The organism is Synechococcus sp. PROS-9-1 (assembly GCF_014279775.1).
Classification (GTDB): domain Bacteria; phylum Cyanobacteriota; class Cyanobacteriia; order PCC-6307; family Cyanobiaceae; genus Synechococcus_C.
The window spans coordinates 862,417-878,632 of the sequence record NZ_CP047961.1 but is presented as its reverse complement, the minus strand read 5'-3'; the positions used below and the strand labels follow the sequence as shown (position 1 = coordinate 878,632).

The following is a 16,216-nucleotide window of genomic DNA, read 5'->3' as shown; positions in this document are numbered from 1 at the left end:
GCCAATGCGAGCCAACTCACTTCAGAACGATCGGAATGTCCTGGAGAAGATCTTTGGAAAATCCTGATCACCATCACGTCCATCACAAAGTCCCAACTGGGCCTTCACCTGAATCAGCTCAAATTTGCTTAGAAGTAGAGAAGGCTTGATCGGCACAGACGCAGTGCCTCACGTGCCGAATCCAGCGATGCCTTGTTTGGCATGGTCAAACCGTTTGGAACCACAACTGCGTTATCACGATCCAGGCGAACCCGAGCAGAGAACCAGGAGCCACCGCCAGCAACTGATGCACGGCAAACATGATTTTGTTCGCTATCTAGCTTGCGCTCAATCAACCAACCATCAACCCGATCAATCGTCTGAAAACTCTGAGCCAGTGCTGATGTTCCGATCAGCGAAAGAAGCAGCAAGAAGCATTTCATCAGCCCAGCTTGTCAGCGCAAGCTGATGATGCCGAGTTGGCCGAACACCTTTGAAGGAAAGCAGTCACTCGTCTGCAACGGAAGCATCGTGCATGCGCTCAACAGCTCTTGGCGCGCTGGCAAAAAGCCAAAAGAAAACCCCGCCAAAGGCAGGGTTTCTCGGCTTCTCTTTGGGCGTGTTGCCTTGTTTCCACTCCGTGAAGAAGCCCTCCTCACAGATGAATCTTGGCTCAGAAATCCCACTGAGCAAGTCCCGACGTATCAGTTGGTTGACTGACCTACGCAACCTGCTCAGCATGTGCTTAGCCAACTCCTCACAAGGTTTGGCTCCTCACACCCCCAAAGAAGGCTTCGTCGCCTTCTTTTTTTATGCCTGGTCACTCAAGCCAGAAGCAGGCACACGCCCAGCCTGCTTTACAAACCGTCACTAGGTCCCCTAGAGTCTGTTACATAAGTTCACAAGCGTTACTGATGACCGACTACTCCACCGCCATCTTTGGTTTGATCGCCTTCACCGGAGTTGTCTCCGCTGCTGTCGTCTACATCCTTGCCCAGCCTTCCGACCTGCCAGTCGTAAAAAAAGCAAAAGCAGCTCAAAGCTGAGTCTCAGCCAGAAACACTCTTACCGGTTCAAACCATGACCACACAAGATCTTCTCGTTCTGCTCGTGAGCTTCGGGACCGCCTGCTTCGCTCTCAACATCTACAAATTGAACCAACAGCCACAACGCTGATCTTTACAAGCCGTTACAGAAATGTTACGGTATGCAAAGCGTTCCTTGGACGGGATCCGCGAACGAATGCCGCTTGAGGGAGCGGTCTTTCAATCAATAAAAAAAGATCTGTGTGGAAGCAGATCTTTTTTTATGCCTTGACTTAGCCCATCTCAGGAGCCCAGCCAGCGGTGCTCTGCCAAGTTGGCGCCCATAGCTTGCAGGTCTTGGTGAGGTGATGGCCCTGCTGCAATAACCGCTGCCGAATGTTGCACGCCACCAAGGTGTGGCAGTGCTGGTCCACGCCATGCCGAAAGTGCTGGCACGCCACACAAACACTGGAACATCGGCAGTTGCTCAGCTCCCGCTCGTCCACATAACCCCACTCCTCCATAACCCATCAGCCGCAGTACATATGTACTAGCTCGGCAAGGGGGATGTCGTCAACCAGCAAAGCTGAAACGGCCTAGTGCAGCGGGCAGCAGCAACTCCACATGGCTGGGAACCCCAATGATTACGGGCCCATCTGTTGTTTTACGCCTCATCAATATGCGCCTAAAGGCAGCTAAACAGCTGTTCAATACCTGGCACTAATCCATGCCTAGCCCTACCAGGAGCAGGGGGTTTTATTTTCCTGGATTAACCAGATACAAATCTCCAAATCCAATCCCACTCTTGTATCGCAATGAACTACTGAGTGGCTCCTCATATGGTTATAAAGGTGGAGTAGCAACAGCTACATACAACGTTCACCTCACATCTGTGAGGCGCAGACTCGCCAGGCCACGGAACGGGGACCTGGATTTCTGAGGAACCTCAAATGACACTGACCTATCGCGGCAAGAAGTACGTGCAACTTCAAGGTGCTGGTTTTGATGCAACCAAGAAGGCACAACTGACCTATCGCGGCTTGTCATACACGAAGTGAGCTCAAGGGTTCACGTCAAACAGCCCCGCCTTGAGTGGGGTTTTTTTATTGCCCTTTACCAGCTGCACAAGCGGATGGTTCCTCTGGAGCAGGGAACCCATTCATCACTGCTCCTCCAAGTCCCATCCAATATTGGATTGAGGCCGTGAAAAGGTACGGATCATTGCATCAGCGGGTCAGCGATCTAAATCTGCAAGCACATCCTTGTCTGAATTCAATGCTCCCATTGTTCAACAGTTCATCCAGGGGCCACGTTTCACCTGGAGGGAGTATCGGTCTCTAAGGAGAAAGTGATGAACACTAATCCTATGAGACAGCAGAGATTAAAAACAAACAGATAGGCACGAACTTAACAGCAAGTCCATTGAGTTCTAGGGTGCCTACTTAGCAAGAAGAAAACAATATAAAGCCTTGCTAGGGGAAACATATGCAGCGCAGCATCCTCAGCGAAAGCCAAAGGCAATGATTCAAAAAGTGCAAACAGCACCCTGCAACTAATTGCACAGCCAGACTATATTACTATAGTCAAAGAGAATACATCGAAGAACTGTAATTCTCGCTTGCTATTCGCTCGAGCACTACTTATTCAACTTTAAACTTCAAACAATGGATTACTCGCAAAAGATAACCCTGCTTGCCACCATCACAGTGAATTTGAATGTCCCCGAACTTCAGAGCAGAGAACAGCTCAATGAATGGATCAAGTCGGATGCTGCCCGCATTCATTTCATTGACCATTTGAAGCCGACGTCGTTTGATGATCTGGAAGTGGTGAAAGCAGCCTCAGAAGCAGACTTCGTGAGCTAGCTGCTGGATATGTAGACGGCATCGATCATGGCGACAGGAGACTGAGTTCGTTGCCACAAGCACAGACGCATGATCACCAAGGTTTGTGTATCAGCACGACGAGAGCAATCGGACACCCTGGCATCAAGAATGGGTCTTATCAGTGTTCGAACTGCAGGTCATGGCTGAGTACACACACACCATCGGCTTCACCTTCACGGCCTTTCATGCATTCAGCGTGACCACTGAGAACCCATTGATGAGTGTCGAAGAAGCTCGACACTTACTTTCAAAGGATGAGATGAGAAAGGCAATAGCAGATGAGGCTGTTGATGAGGTCACCAACGATCACAATCCCTCCGAAAAGCTGGACAACATCAAGTTCTATGCAGACCATTTTGTTGAGGAAATGGTTGAAGCCTTAGGTGATGGAGACGTTGTCGTTCAGGAAGTCATAACTGAAAAAAGTTAGACCGGAATAGCTACCAGGTTGAAAGAGAAGGATAAAATGACCGAACACAGCATCAAACGACTGAGCCGTTCATGACAATGTTTGATCAATCCACTCCCTTCCTCCTTCTTGCACGCATCCACGTCAAGCCGGGCTGCGTGGATCAATATCTGGAACTCGCCCGGATCACTGACATGGCCGTTCAGTCTTCCGAACCTGGCATGCTTCATCACACCTTTGATCAAGATCCAGAAGACCCACAAGCGTTTGTGTGGTCAGAGGCCTATGCAAATGACGAAGCATTTGCGGCTCACGTCTCCAACCCCCCTGTTCAGGAGTATTTGCAAAAACACGCTGAACTTGGAGATGGCTTCAGCATCGAAGTTTATGGAACTGTTGGCGATGACTGCAGAAAGCTGATGGAGTCCTTCGGACTTCCCCTTAAGATTTATCCATCCAAGCTTGGATATAGCAGAGTTTAATCAAACCAACTAGGGATTTCTTAAGAGAAAAAATAAATAATAAGGCAAGTCATTTTTTAATTCCCAATCGTAATAATTGCTTCTTTATTTTTCCACCAAACCCAATCTCGAATCGGTGGTGTATTGCGGAGCTGCTCGCGCGTCAGTGCAAGCCTTAATTTCATCGATGCTCCCAGGAGGACGTCGAGCATTTCTTCACCATTGGCACATGCAGCAAGAGCCTCATTGGTGCGTTGGGCACCATCAAGGGCGTTCACGAGCAGGCTCACGCGGCGAGCCACTGGCAATGATCGTGGGTCCACACCATGTTCACAAGGGCCATCAGAGTAAGCATTTCCACGCATCTCATTCGCACAAGCAAAGGGAATTAATGTGATCAGGCCACCTGCTGTATGGCATGCCATCACTCACGGGCAATCACTGGGTGATCGGTGACGTGCATGGTTGTTACCAGCCTCTGCAGCGACTGCTCGGCGTTTTGCCAAAGAATGATCACGTCGTGTTTTGCGGTGATGTCATCAACCGTGGGCCCCAAACCACCACCACCATGCAGTTGGCTTGGTCCTTGGTTATTGCTGGACAGGCAACCTGGCTGCGAGGAAATCATGAGCAGGCCCTCTTACAGACCCTCGCGGATCCTGCGCTCAACAGTCCCAACCCATGGCTAACGCGCCTCCAGCATCTCCCTACTGTTTTTTGGGGAAATGGCTGGGTGGCAACCCACGCAGGATTTGATTCCAACGGTCATCCCGACCTGACCATTCGTGAGCCCTTCTGGGAGCATTACGACGGAAGCCATGGACTTGTGGTGGTTGGTCATACCCCCCGACCTGATGTGGAGCGTCACGGTCGGATCGTGATGGTGGATACGGGTGCGGTGTCTGGAGGAAAACTCTCGGCGTACTGCCCAGAAACAGAAGCTGTTGTGCAAGTGGAGGGGGTTCGGGGGGCAACGGCTGCTCCACGAAATCGGACGGCTCCATCGCTGCAGGTAGGGCCTTGCTAACGGTCTACCGCAGCAATCGCACAGAGTTTCTGGCAACGCTTCTGGCCCAGACGCTGACGCTTGACCCACCAGGTCCGTTTGAGGAGCTGGAGATTGTCGTCAACACCTGGCCCACAAGCCGATGGCTCGGCGAGCAGCTTGCCAAAGCCAACGGCATTAGTGCTCTAGTGCGTTTTCCCTTTCCTGGATCACGCTTACGTCAGCTGGTGCGCTGCATCTTGGATCTCGATCCAAGCACTGAAGATCCTTGGCGCGCAGAACGACTGGTTTGGTCTGTTTTAAAGGTGCTCCCCGGTCTTCTCGACCACCCAACTGCTGAAAGCCTGAACCTTTGGTGGGAGCAACACGCAAGCGTTTCTGGACGGCTCAATCGTGATCATTGGCAACTGGCGCGCTGCCTCGCCGATGCGGTGGATGACTACGCCCTCTACCGACCGCAGGAACTGAGCCAATGGATTGAAGGTCATGGAGACGCTGACCTGCCGGCTCATTTGCACTGGCAACCACAGCTCGTTCGCGCCCTTGCAGCACTCCTCCCCTGTGATCCCTTTGGTCTTCAGGTGCAAAAGGCCGTTCAACGTCTACGAACAGGTGATGTTTCAGTAGCCGCTCTACCGCCTCGATTACGCCTGTTTGGCATCAGCAATCTCGCCCCTGTTCAGGTGGAACTCCTGCAAGGCCTCTCGGGCCTGATGGCGATTGAGCTGTACCTACTCACGCCATGCCCTGAGCTGTGGCAACGCTCCGAACAGAGGAGACAAACGCTCGGACAAGCGTGGAACACACCACCGGATGGGCCCTGGCTCCTGGAATCACCAAGACTGGAGGCGATTTTGGGACGCATGGGGGCTGAGTTTCAGTTGCTTTTGGAAGGCAACGGAGACTGCTCGCTCGGCCAATGGGATCAGGGCGATCTCTTCGCAGCGCCCATTCAGATCGCTGCATCCGAACAGCGGCCAGCCACGCTCTTAGAGCAAGTGCAACAACAGTTGGTGGATGGAAGCGCACCACTCCTCACCCCTGTTGATCAAGACAGCTCATTGCGTTTTTTGGCCTGCGCAGGACCATGGCGCGAGGTTCAACTGGTTCGCGATCAGATCCTGCAATGGCTGGCCTCCGATCCAAGCCTGGAGCCTCGCGATGTCTTGGTGATGACTCCGGATGTGGAGCGCTATGCCCCGCTCCTCAGCTCCGTCTTCGGTGATCACGACGCCACTGGAGTCAGCATTCCCTGGAGACTGACCGACCGAAGCCAACAGAGCACCCCAGGACTGAGCCAAGGGTTTATGGCCCTTTTGAGGCTGGCCAGTGAGCGCTTCACGGCATCCGGGTTAGAGGCTCTTCTGGCTAACCCAGCTCTCCAAGTGCTTCAAGGCATCACGGCCACGGATGCCTTGCGGATCACCCAGTGCCTCCAGCAGACGGGCTTCCGTTGGGGGGTGGATGGCAAGGAGCGAGGAGGCGATGACACCCATAGCCTCAATTGGTGTCTTGATCGCTGGCTGCTTGGCCTCGTTCTGCCTGCCGAGCCAGGTCTCGCTCCTGGAGGCTGCGCCCCCTTCCAGGGAGGTCTCACCATTCAGCAACTTGAACAATGGTGGCCGCTTCTGGATGGACTCGCGCAATGGATCATTCGCCTACGTCAACCCCACAGTCCCAGCGCTTGGACCACGCAGTTGAATCAGCTTCTCCAGCATCTCTATGGCGATGGAGGGGACTGGGCCTGGGAGCAACAAGCGATCGTCGAAGCACTCGACACGATGCAGCAACAGGCCTCTGAGTGCACTCTTGACCTTGATCTCTCCGTTGTGGTCTCCATTCTTGATGAGGCCCTCTCCGCCGATAGCGGTCGCTTTGGCCACCGCAGTGGTGCCCTCACGATCAGCGCCCTAGAGCCGATGCGGGCGATTCCCCATCGGCTGATCGTGCTGATGGGGCTTGATTCGCAAGGCTTTCCGCGTCAGCGGGAACGCCCTGGCTTTCACCTCCTGGAACAGCAGCGCCGACTCGGAGATCCATCGAGCACAGATCAAGACCGTTACGTGCTGCTGGAGGCGTTGATGTCGGCGCGACAACATCTGCTGATCAGCTGGAATGCACGCGATGAACGCAAGGGCGAAGAGCTTCCCCCCGCGCCGCCGGTTCAACAATGGCTCAGCTTGCTGAAGGAGCAACTCAAACCCGAACAGTTCGAGCGAGTGGTGTTGGTACAACCAGCGAATCCCTTGGATCCTCGAAATTTTCTCGTCAATCGCTCCGGCTCAGCCTTCAGTTCTGATCGTCACCACCTCGACGCCAGGCGCAATCTCGATCGCCGCGATCACCATCGCCTCAGCGAAAGCTCCCTGGGCCTAGCCCACCCCCTGAGCTGGAGTCCAATTGCAACCCCTAACTGTTTGGATTCAGACGCCGTTGATTCAGACGCAGTCAGTCGTTGGATTGAGGCTCCCCAGCGCTATTGGCTCAAAGCGCGGGGATTGGAGACACGGGAGTGGTCCACCCCCGTGGAAGATCTCTCAGCGCTCGAACTCGAGGAGCGGGAGCGTCAATCCCTTCTGAACCAGTCTTTCCTCAATCAGCTCGACTGGCTGGCAACCGATTCGAGCTTGATCTGGGACCACGCTCTTCCGGGGGAATGGAGCACACAGCTTCGAGGTCAAGGGTTGCTTCCGCCTGGCGCAGCAGGCCTACTGGCTGCCAATCGCCTCGAACAGCGCTGGCAGAACCTGCAACAAACCCTGTTAAAACTTGGGGCTTTGCACTGTGAATCCATCCGCACAGAGACCGAGTCACGCTCTGTGCTGAGAGCTGGGGCCACCACGGTTTTGGTTAGCGCAGGCCGGCTTCAGTCCCGCACTGCTCTTGGCGGCTGGTTCACCCACCTCATCCAGCAAGCGTCGGGAGTCTCCACTTCAACGGCTGTGGTCTGTCGATGTGACAGCAGCGCCAAAACTGATCAATTTGAGCTTGCCCTTCATTGGCAACCACTGGATCCAGGCCGAGCTCAGGAGCTTCTCTTTTCTCTCAATGCCTTAGCAATCGCAGGAGCTGAATCCTGCTGGCCGGTGCCCCCTTCTAGTGGATTGGCCAAGGCCCTCACGTTGAGTAAAAGTCTGGATAAAGCAAACCGAGCGTTTGCAAGTCGCTGGGATGGGGGATTCGCAGGCATGGGAGAGCGGGAGCGTCCAGAGATGCAGCTTTGTTTTGGCGACCACTTCGAAGCAGACGATTTTTTAAGCACAGCCTGCTTTGAAGAAGCCTTTCAAGCGTTGTATGCGCCGATGCTGGAGGCGCAACGGCCATGAGCAGCCGTTTTGAACCCAATCAGTACCCCCTAGATGCCGGCGTTCGTCTCCTAGAAGCCAGTGCCGGAACGGGCAAAACCTTTGCTCTAGCCCACCTGGTTTTGCGGCTGGTGACAGAGCGGAAGCTCAACCTCAAAGAGCTTTTGGTCGTGACCTTCACAGAAGCAGCCGCTGCGGAATTACGTGATCGGATTGGGCGTCGACTCAACGATGCCTTGAAAGCCCTGCTCCAAGATCAAGCCAACGACTCAGACGCCCAAACCAACGCCCCACCCCCCGATGCAGTGATGGAGGAGTGGCTGGCACTCCATGGGCAAGATCCCAACACCCGTCGCACGATTGCCAGCAACCTGCTGGAAGCACTGGAGGGGCTTGAGCGAGCCGACATCACCACCATCCATGGCTTCTGCCGGCGCAGCCTTCGCCGGCAAGCACTCCAGAACGGCACAGCGATGGAGGTATGTCTTGAGAGTGACAGCCAGCATCTGTGCCAAGAGGTGGCCTACGACTACTGGGAACACCAGGTGCTGGCCCTACCTGCCGACAACGTCTCAGGGTTGTTGCATGCTGGCCTCTCAGCTGATCAGTTGAGCCATGCCCTCAGCCGCTTGGACAGCGATTGCGCTGTTCGGATCGCCGGTACTGAGGGGGCTCAAGATCAAGAGCGTCCCCTGATCGAGTGCTTTGAGCACTGGCTCCAATCGAGCTGGACAGAATTCGAAGCGCAATGGAAGACCAACGGTCACGGCTTAGAAACGGCCTTTCGCGACTGCGCAACGGATTGGCGAAGCCAAGGCCAAACCGACACCAAGCCCTACTCACCAAAACCCAAAAAAGATCGCGCTAGCGAACTCAGCGATTGGATCTCAGAGCTAACTGGCACGCAGCCGTCACGTATTAGTTACGCAGACGTGCGAAAACAGAGTCTGCTCGGCGACTACTTCCATCCCGGATGTTTCAGCAAAACAGCCCGCCGTTGCAGCGAAATCAATCCAAACCTTCCCCAACCAACCCTGCAAAAAGCCATTGCAACGCTGTGGGATGGACCAGCTGAGCAGGTGTGGCGCCATGCGCTCACCCAGGGACTCCACACCCTGGCCGCCCGCCGCGCTCAACAGGGCGTGATCAGCTTTTCTGGCTTACTCGATGCCCTCGATCCAGATGCGACAGATGCTGAACCGCAACGCTGGCTGGCCCCGATTCAGCAGCGATATCGCGTGGCTCTGATCGACGAATTTCAAGACACGGATCCACTGCAGTGGCGTCTGCTCCAGGCCTGCTTCGCAACCCCAAACCATCTATTGCTGATGGTGGGTGATCCCAAGCAAGCGATCTACCGCTTTCGAGGAGGAGATCTCAACACCTACAAACAAGCCCGACAAACAGCGGATCGAATCGACAATCTGCTCGACAACAGGCGTACAACCCCGACCTTGATGGAGGCGATGAACCAATGGATGGCTCCAGGCCTCACCCTCTCAAACCTCGAAGTGCCGCCTGTTACACCCTGTGCCAGCGCCCTTCCCTTGGACCTCCCGGAAGGTGAGCAACCTCTCCAACTCATTGATCTACAGGTCGATGACCCCGATCACCCCCCCACCCGCACAGCACTCGAATCGACCATTCCGACCCTGGTCGCTTGCCATGCCCTCCACCTGCTGGACAACGATCCGTCCCTAACCCCATCGGATCTTTGCGTTCTTGTCAGTCGTCATCGACAAGCCGAGGCGGTGCGAGAACAGCTCGCGCAACGAGGCCTACCCAGCCGACTCGTGAGTCCTGGAGATGTCCTCAGCACCACCGGCGCGACGGAGCTGCAACATTTTCTCGATGCCCTGACCACCCCCGCAGATGGCGGACGACTGCGGCGACTCGCCTGTTCTGCCTTGATGCAATGGACAAGCCGTCAGTTGCAGGAGGCGGAAACCAACAGTGATCTCGACCGACTCGCAGGGCAACTCCGCAACCTGCAGGACGTCCTCCCTTCCCTGGGTTTGCTCGGTTGCTTGTCCCAACTCCTCGAGGGCCGAATGCTCGCTGATCTCTCCAGCCGCGGGCGCTTATTAGGCGACATTCAGCAATGTGCGCGACTGGTGCAAGACGCCATGCATCGACAAGGCCTGGACCTGAGCAGCGCCGCAGATTGGCTGAGGCGACAACGCCTACAACCCATCGAACCCACCCCTGACATCAGGCAGCCCCACAGCGATTTAGCGGAAAGCGCGGTGGCCGTTGTCACCGTGCACCGAAGCAAAGGCCTGCAATACCCCGTAGTGATCTGCCCCTATTTGTGGCAAGCACCAGCTGATCGCAAAGGCCCTCTTTGGCGAAACCCTCCCAACGATCCAGAAGGGACCTGGCAAGTGGCTCTCAACCCCCATTGGGGCCATGGATACAAGGCCGCTGAACGAGATCAACTCGACAGTGCTGCAGAAGCAGAGCGGCTGGCCTACGTGGCCTTATCGCGCGCGCAGCGCCATCTCGTGGTGTTTTGGGTCGCCGCTGCTGGACAGGACGCCAATCCTTTGGCCAGCTGGATGACGGAGCTCTCCAGGCTCGACGCCCCCCTCGCGAGTCTCCACTTACCACCAGAAAACACACGCCTACATTTCTGGCGTCCAGCTCCGAGGCTCGAGACCTTGCAGCTGTCGGACGTTCCTCAACGCAGCCTCGACCGCAGCTGGGGTCGGAGCAGCTACTCCGCCTGGATCTCCTCTCAAAATGGACATCACAAACCGGCTCCTGCTGATCCACGCAATCTCGAAGAGGGGCGCGACATCGATGCTGTAGTCGACACCGATGCCGTAGCCAACAGCGAAGCTCCAGGAAGCCAGCTGGATTCAGCCAACCAGAATGGTCCTCTTGCAGAGTTCCCGAAAGGTCCGGGAGCTGGCGATTGTCTGCACAGAATCCTTGAACAGGTGAGCTTTCAAGGCCCTGCAGACCAAGCTCCCAATCAGGTGGTGGTGGCTGAAGAGCTCGGCCGAGCCGGAATCGACCTCGAGCATGGCGATGCCGTGATCTCAGCGCTCAATACTGTGCTGACCGCACCCCTTGGCGGCCCTCTCAAAGACTTGAAGCTGTCCGATTTGGACGTAGGACGGCGTCTTCATGAACTCAGCTTTGATCTGCCCGTTGCCCAGCAAGGCGATCCAGTGCGCTCCGCTGGTTTAGCCCATGCCTTCGAAGCAGACAACGACCACCGCTTTGGGAAGAACTACGCGCAAAGCCTGCGCCAATTGGACATTTGCAGTCGGGGGTTTCTGACGGGATCGATCGATCTGGTGTTCACCGATGGGGATGATCCCGCCACAGCCCGGTGGTGGGTAGCGGATTGGAAAAGCAATTGGATTGGTGAACGGGACGACTCTGGCCGTGGCATCGCCTGTGGCCCTCGGCACTACAGCCAAGCCGCGATGGAGGAGCAAATGCTCTCCCATCACTATCCACTCCAAGCCCATCTCTACCTTTTGGCCCTGGATCGCTACCTGCGCTGGAGGCTCGATGGTTACAACCCAGACCGCCACCTCGGTGGTTACGCCTATGTGTTTCTGAGGGGCATCAGCCCCGAAGGAGGCTCTGGGGTGGTGATCGAGCCTGCACCTTTGACGCGAATCCGCCGTCTGGACCAATGGCTTGAGGGGCTGTCGTCATGAAATCTGCAGCGACGGATGCTCTCTTTGCCCTTGAGCGTGGATTGCTCGCCACGCTTCAGCGGCGCATGCCGCCGGAGCAAAGCAGTGCACCGCTCCTCGAGATCGTGCGTGCACTCACCCTTGCCCTTAGCCGAGGTGACATCTCCCTTCAACTCCACGATGAAGCCGAGGTTCCAGAGGGGATTGAAAGTGATGGCTGGCCCAGGGTTCACCGTGAAGCCTTAGTGGCCAGTGGATGGCTGGAGGGTGACCAATCCGTTTTGGTTCTGAGCAACAACACCCTGTCCTGGCGGCGCTGGCATGGAGCCATGCAAGAGCTCGAACTCGAACTTCAGCGCCGCTGTTTCCAGGCTCCAATCCATGCCACACCCCACGGCTCCACGTCCAGCCGCCGAACCAAGACCAACGATCTCAGTCCGGAGCAGCAATCGGCTGTCCATGCCATCGATCACTACGGCGTGGTTCTGCTCAGCGGCGGACCCGGAACCGGTAAAACCAGCACGGTGCTGCACATGCTGCTCCGCGCTTTTGAGAATCAACCCAAGCTTCGGGCTCGGCTAGCCGCTCCCACAGGCAAGGCCGCACGTCGCCTCCAGGACGCCATTCGCAGCCACCCAAAAACCGCATCCTTGCCCTGCACCACTCTTCATCGCTTGCTGGAGGCCCGCCCTGGAGGCTTTGGCCGTCACCGACGCAACCCGCTGCCTTTGGACCTGCTCATCGTCGATGAAATGTCGATGGTGGACTTGGAGCTAGGCCGTGCCCTGTTGAGTGCTCTGCCAAGCCATTGCCAACTGGTCCTGGTTGGAGACAGCGCTCAGCTGCCACCGATTGGTGCAGGAGCCGTCTGGCAGCATCTCCAGGAACCGGCTCAAAACAGGCGCTTCAACGATGGGGCCATCACCCTCACGAAGGTGTATCGCAATCGAGGTGCCCTCGCTCAGATGAGTGCACTGCTCCGTGATCAAGGCCTGAAGCCGTTCTGGTCCCAACTCAGCTCGCTGCCTAAAACCTCAAACATCAGCGTTGATTACCTCAAAACAAAACAGCTTCCTGAGGCTGTGCATGCCGCACTCATCCAGCATCTTGACCATCTCAAGGCGAGAGCAAGCGCTTTAGAGATCGACGCCCATGGGCAACCCCATCAACAACAAGCCCAGGACCTTCTGCGCATGCTTGACGCCTTGATGGTGCTTTGCCCGCGTCGACGCGGGCCATGGGGTGTTGATGCCGTCCATCAACGGTTGCTTGATGGCTCTGAACCGCAACGCTGGCCCTCTGGTTTGCCAGTGCTTTGCAGTGAAAATCAGCCGGAACTCGGACTCGCCAATGGAGATCTTGGGATCATGGTCGGAGAGGGGGCTCATCAACGGGCCCTGTTTCTCAGCAGCGAGCCCTCTGGCGAGAGCCGGCATGCGCTTTTGCATCCAGCCCGTCTTCGCCACCTAGAGCCAGCTCTGGCACTCACCATTCACAAAGCTCAGGGCTGTGAAATGGACAAAGTGCTACTGCTCTGGCCTGCCCTCGACGATCGCCAAAGCAGCTCGCTTCTTTACACAGCTATGACACGCGCCAAAAAGCAACTGCTTTTATTTGCAGATCCAACGGCGTTGGATCTAGGCCGCTCAACAGGATCTCGGCATCCTGAGGATCAAGGCAAAATCGTGGATGAGTAGGTGAGGGAGACCGAGAGAGTGATCCGTCCTTGGGGTTGGTACGAGGATTTAGGCAGTGGCCCGGGTTACAAGCTGAAGCGATTGCTGATTCAGCAAGGGCAACGTTTGAGCCTTCAACGCCATCAACATCGCAGCGAAAACTGGACGGTGGCCCAAGGAAGCGGGGAGCTGTTTTGCCAAGGTCAATGGTCGAAGGTCTCAGCCGGAGACACGCTGCATATTCCCAAGGGAGCCGTCCACCGTGCTTTCGGTGGAGATGGCGACCTAATGATCATTGAGGTCCAGCATGGCTCGATCCTCGAAGAAAGCGATATCGAACGCTTAGAGGATGACTACGGCAGAGTGTTATGATAGATCTTCAACCTTTAATCGAAAGGCAAGCAATACAGCGCGGTTCAGGCCGATTGGACGTTGCAAGCCTGATTTAAAGGATTAATCAGGCAATTGCCTTTCAAGAATGACCAATACACCAGCTCAGGACTCAGGGTCCTGTTCCGTGGATCTCAGCATGTCTGAGATTTCCGAGAGCACCGCAGCGGAGACCACCGAAGAGGTCTATACAACAGTGATTGAAACCGTCGAAGAGCCAGAACCCCCCTCGGGATTCTCGGAATTCGGCTTCAGTGACGCACTCCTCAAAACCCTTGCTGACAAGGGATACAAGGAACCTTCACCGATCCAAAAGGCGGCCATCCCAGAGTTGATGCTGGGACGCGATCTCGTGGGCCAAGCGCAAACAGGCACGGGGAAAACCGCCGCCTTCGCTCTGCCTTTGCTGGAGAGATTGCAAGGCGATAGCCCGCTCCCAAGCGTGCTTGTACTGGCACCAACCCGTGAACTGGCGATGCAAGTGGCGGAAGCATTCAAGGCGTATTCCGCTGGGCATCCCCACCTCAACGTGCTGGCGATCTATGGAGGGTCCGATTTCCGATCCCAAATCAACGCGTTAAGGCGTGGCGTTGACGTGGTGGTTGGTACTCCAGGACGCGTAATGGATCACATGCGCCAAGGAACGCTGAATACAAGCGGATTGCGCAGCCTGGTATTAGATGAAGCCGATGAAATGCTGCGTATGGGTTTCATCGACGACGTCGAATGGATCCTCGAGCAATTACCGGAAGAACGTCAGGTCGTGCTGTTTTCAGCGACGATGCCGAACGAAATCCGCAGGCTTTCCAAGCGCTACTTGCGTGAACCTGCAGAAATCACGATCAAGACGAAGGACAAAGAGGCACGCCGGATCCGTCATCGCTGCATCACCATGCAGAACTCTCACAAGATCGAAGCACTTAACCGTGTCCTTGAAGCGGTGACGGGCGAAGGGGTAATTATTTTTGCGCGAACCAAAGCCATCACACTCACGGTTGCGGAATCCCTGGAAGCCGCCGGTCACGACGTGGCTGTGCTCAATGGAGACGTGCCCCAAAATCAAAGGGAGCGCACCGTGGAACGTCTGCGCAAAGGGACCGTCAACATTCTGGTTGCCACCGATGTCGCAGCTCGTGGTCTCGACGTTGACCGCATTGGTCTTGTGATCAACTACGACATGCCATTCGATAGCGAGGCTTACGTGCACCGCATCGGTCGTACTGGCCGAGCTGGACGCAGCGGGGAAGCCATCCTGTTCATCACACCTAGGGAGCGGAGGTTCGTCGGCAATCTCGAACGCGCCGTGGGACAGGCCATTGAGCCGATGGACATCCCTAGCAATGCCGAAATCAACCAGAGTCGTCTTGACCGTCTTCGCACCCGCCTCAGCGCTGAAGCCACCAGCGAAAACAAACCAGAGGAAGAGACCGCACTGCTTCAGGAACTCATCCAAAGAGTGGCCCAAGAGCTCGAGGTAGAGCCCGGACAACTCACTCTGGCCGCGATGAGGTTGGCCATTGGTGAAGGCCCGCTGTTGGTCCAAGGCGATGAAAACTGGCTGAAAGCTCCCTTGCGCAACGACCGACGCGATGACCGACGCGGAGATCGAGGCAACGACCGCGGCAGGAGACCGGAGCGTGCCTCACGCCAGCCAGAAGAGGACATGGAGCGGTTCAGGGTTGAAGTCGGTCATCGCGATCGCGTGAAACCGGGCAACCTGGTTGGGGCGATTGCCAATGAATCAGGACTGGAAGGACGCATGATTGGTCGGATTCAGATCTTTGAAACGCACAGCCTTGTAGACCTTCCCAAAGGCATGCCAGAGAATGTCTTTAATTCTCTTCGCCAGCTCAAAGTGATGAACCAGGAGCTTCAAATCCGCAAGGATTCCTAATTCTTGAGTCATCGTCTCCGGTTTGTGATCAGCCTCTGCTTAACACCCATGCTGATCACAACCGCTGGATCGCTGGCGCAAGCTGCGGATGATTCGGCAGAAATCAAAAAGTTCTGCATGGCAAGTGTCACGGGAGCAATGTCTCAAGCTGGACTAACTCTTCCCGAAGGCATGGGTGATTTCACCTGTTCATGCTTCTCCAAAGAGATGAATGGGAAAGGCATTGCTTTCATTATTCAAGCCCAAAAAATCTGCAAAGAACGTGCTGCCGAGAAGTACGAGCCTCTCCTAAAAACACAGTGAAGTCGAGCATAGTCGAGCTGCTCTGACCACGACAGTGTCGCTGACGAGTCGCTGACGAGTCGTTGACGAGCTAGCTAAGAACTCGTTCACCTCTGGCCAGGTCTGATTCGATCAGCAAACCTTTGATTAGGGAAAAAACATGCTGCGCATCGTCAGGATCTCCTGATGATCGAAAAGAAGATCGAGAAAAATGAAACTTTTCGATTTTCTCTTCGAATGTTGAGAT

General features: G+C 55.6%; 15 protein-coding genes. 12 read left to right on the top strand and 3 right to left on the bottom strand.

Going from position 1 to position 16,216, the window contains the following annotated elements; genetic code table 11:
* Positions 1–128 precede the first annotated feature (128 nt).
* Complete coding sequence (locus tag SynPROS91_RS04625; protein WP_255439936.1) at positions 129–410, bottom strand: hypothetical protein; 282 nt, start codon at positions 408–410, stop codon at positions 129–131.
* 37 nt (positions 411–447) lie between these two features.
* Here SynPROS91_RS04625 and SynPROS91_RS04620 point away from each other — a divergent pair, with 37 nt between their 5' ends.
* Together SynPROS91_RS04620 and SynPROS91_RS12165 are read left to right on the top strand one after the other, a co-directional pair.
* Complete coding sequence (locus tag SynPROS91_RS04620; protein WP_186518796.1) at positions 448–699, top strand: hypothetical protein; 252 nt, start codon at positions 448–450, stop codon at positions 697–699.
* A 194-nt stretch (positions 700–893) separates the two neighbouring features.
* Positions 894–1,025 (top strand): hypothetical protein, encoded by a 132-nt coding sequence (locus SynPROS91_RS12165; RefSeq protein WP_255439736.1) that lies wholly within the window; start codon positions 894–896, stop codon positions 1,023–1,025.
* 272 nt (positions 1,026–1,297) lie between these two features.
* Here SynPROS91_RS12165 and SynPROS91_RS04615 read toward each other — a convergent pair whose 3' ends face one another.
* Complete coding sequence (locus tag SynPROS91_RS04615) at positions 1,298–1,528, bottom strand: hypothetical protein (RefSeq protein ID WP_186518794.1); 231 nt, start codon at positions 1,526–1,528, stop codon at positions 1,298–1,300.
* A gap of 1,140 nt (positions 1,529–2,668) precedes the next feature.
* Between SynPROS91_RS04615 and SynPROS91_RS04610 the strand changes: the two genes are divergently transcribed.
* The 3 genes from SynPROS91_RS04610 to SynPROS91_RS04600 all read left to right on the top strand — a co-directional run bounded on the left by SynPROS91_RS04610 (position 2,669) and on the right by SynPROS91_RS04600 (position 3,781).
* Entirely contained in the window at positions 2,669–2,869 is a 201-nt protein-coding gene (locus tag SynPROS91_RS04610) for a hypothetical protein (RefSeq protein ID WP_186518792.1), read from the top strand.
* A gap of 160 nt (positions 2,870–3,029) precedes the next feature.
* Positions 3,030–3,320, top strand: a complete 291-nt coding sequence (locus SynPROS91_RS04605) for a hypothetical protein (RefSeq protein WP_222929402.1) — start codon at positions 3,030–3,032, stop codon at positions 3,318–3,320.
* Positions 3,321–3,391: 71 nt separating this feature from the next.
* Positions 3,392–3,781 carry a putative quinol monooxygenase gene (locus SynPROS91_RS04600; protein ID WP_186518788.1) on the top strand — a complete coding sequence of 130 codons (390 nt, stop codon included), beginning with the start codon at positions 3,392–3,394 and terminating at the stop codon, positions 3,779–3,781.
* Positions 3,782–3,837: 56 nt separating this feature from the next.
* Here the strand turns inward: SynPROS91_RS04600 and SynPROS91_RS04595 are convergent, their stop codons facing one another.
* Positions 3,838–4,185 (bottom strand): hypothetical protein, encoded by a 348-nt coding sequence (locus SynPROS91_RS04595; RefSeq protein WP_255439935.1) that lies wholly within the window; start codon positions 4,183–4,185, stop codon positions 3,838–3,840.
* On the opposite strand from SynPROS91_RS04595, the gene SynPROS91_RS04590 reads away from it, so the two are divergent.
* From SynPROS91_RS04590 to SynPROS91_RS04560, 7 genes are all read left to right on the top strand, one after another.
* Positions 4,179–4,787, top strand: a complete 609-nt coding sequence (locus SynPROS91_RS04590) for a metallophosphoesterase (protein ID WP_186518786.1) — start codon at positions 4,179–4,181, stop codon at positions 4,785–4,787. The two genes, SynPROS91_RS04595 and SynPROS91_RS04590, sit on opposite strands and share 7 nt — an antisense overlap.
* Positions 4,781–8,092, top strand: a complete 3,312-nt coding sequence (locus tag SynPROS91_RS04585; protein ID WP_186518784.1) for an exodeoxyribonuclease V subunit gamma — start codon at positions 4,781–4,783, stop codon at positions 8,090–8,092. Before SynPROS91_RS04590 ends, SynPROS91_RS04585 begins: the two co-directional genes overlap by 7 nt.
* Positions 8,089–11,748: a UvrD-helicase domain-containing protein gene (locus tag SynPROS91_RS04580; protein WP_186518782.1), complete on the top strand. Its 3,660-nt coding sequence runs from the start codon at positions 8,089–8,091 to the stop codon at positions 11,746–11,748. The genes SynPROS91_RS04585 and SynPROS91_RS04580 overlap by 4 nt, the downstream gene beginning before the upstream one ends.
* Positions 11,745–13,424 carry an ATP-dependent RecD-like DNA helicase gene (locus tag SynPROS91_RS04575; protein ID WP_186518780.1) on the top strand — a complete coding sequence of 560 codons (1,680 nt, stop codon included), beginning with the start codon at positions 11,745–11,747 and terminating at the stop codon, positions 13,422–13,424. Before SynPROS91_RS04580 ends, SynPROS91_RS04575 begins: the two co-directional genes overlap by 4 nt.
* Positions 13,425–13,775: a phosphomannose isomerase type II C-terminal cupin domain gene (locus tag SynPROS91_RS04570; RefSeq protein WP_186518778.1), complete on the top strand. Its 351-nt coding sequence runs from the start codon at positions 13,425–13,427 to the stop codon at positions 13,773–13,775. It begins immediately after the preceding gene.
* A 106-nt stretch (positions 13,776–13,881) separates the two neighbouring features.
* On the top strand, positions 13,882–15,687 hold the full coding sequence (locus SynPROS91_RS04565) for a DEAD/DEAH box helicase (protein ID WP_186518776.1): 1,806 nt from the start codon (positions 13,882–13,884) through the stop codon (positions 15,685–15,687).
* A 48-nt stretch (positions 15,688–15,735) separates the two neighbouring features.
* Entirely contained in the window at positions 15,736–15,990 is a 255-nt protein-coding gene (locus tag SynPROS91_RS04560; protein WP_186518774.1) for a hypothetical protein, read from the top strand.
* The last annotated feature ends 226 nt before the right edge of the window (positions 15,991–16,216 follow it).

Bases quoted from the DNA above. Each gene is read 5' to 3' on its own strand.
- SynPROS91_RS04600 (WP_186518788.1), top strand. From the start codon at position 3,392: ATGACAATGTTTGATCAATCCACTCCCTTCCTCCTTCTTGCACGCATC.
- SynPROS91_RS04595 (WP_255439935.1), bottom strand. From the start codon at position 4,185: ATGGCATGCCATACAGCAGGTGGCCTGATCACATTAATTCCCTTTGCT.
- SynPROS91_RS04615 (WP_186518794.1), bottom strand. From the start codon at position 1,528: ATGGAGGAGTGGGGTTATGTGGACGAGCGGGAGCTGAGCAACTGCCGA.
- SynPROS91_RS04610 (WP_186518792.1), top strand. From the start codon at position 2,669: ATGGATTACTCGCAAAAGATAACCCTGCTTGCCACCATCACAGTGAAT.
- SynPROS91_RS04620 (WP_186518796.1), top strand. From the start codon at position 448: ATGATGCCGAGTTGGCCGAACACCTTTGAAGGAAAGCAGTCACTCGTC.
- SynPROS91_RS04590 (WP_186518786.1), top strand. From the start codon at position 4,179: ATGCCATCACTCACGGGCAATCACTGGGTGATCGGTGACGTGCATGGT.
- SynPROS91_RS04575 (WP_186518780.1), top strand. From the start codon at position 11,745: ATGAAATCTGCAGCGACGGATGCTCTCTTTGCCCTTGAGCGTGGATTG.
- SynPROS91_RS04565 (WP_186518776.1), top strand. From the start codon at position 13,882: ATGACCAATACACCAGCTCAGGACTCAGGGTCCTGTTCCGTGGATCTC.
- SynPROS91_RS12165 (WP_255439736.1), top strand. From the start codon at position 894: ATGACCGACTACTCCACCGCCATCTTTGGTTTGATCGCCTTCACCGGA.
- SynPROS91_RS04580 (WP_186518782.1), top strand. From the start codon at position 8,089: ATGAGCAGCCGTTTTGAACCCAATCAGTACCCCCTAGATGCCGGCGTT.
- SynPROS91_RS04605 (WP_222929402.1), top strand. From the start codon at position 3,030: ATGGCTGAGTACACACACACCATCGGCTTCACCTTCACGGCCTTTCAT.
- SynPROS91_RS04560 (WP_186518774.1), top strand. From the start codon at position 15,736: ATGCTGATCACAACCGCTGGATCGCTGGCGCAAGCTGCGGATGATTCG.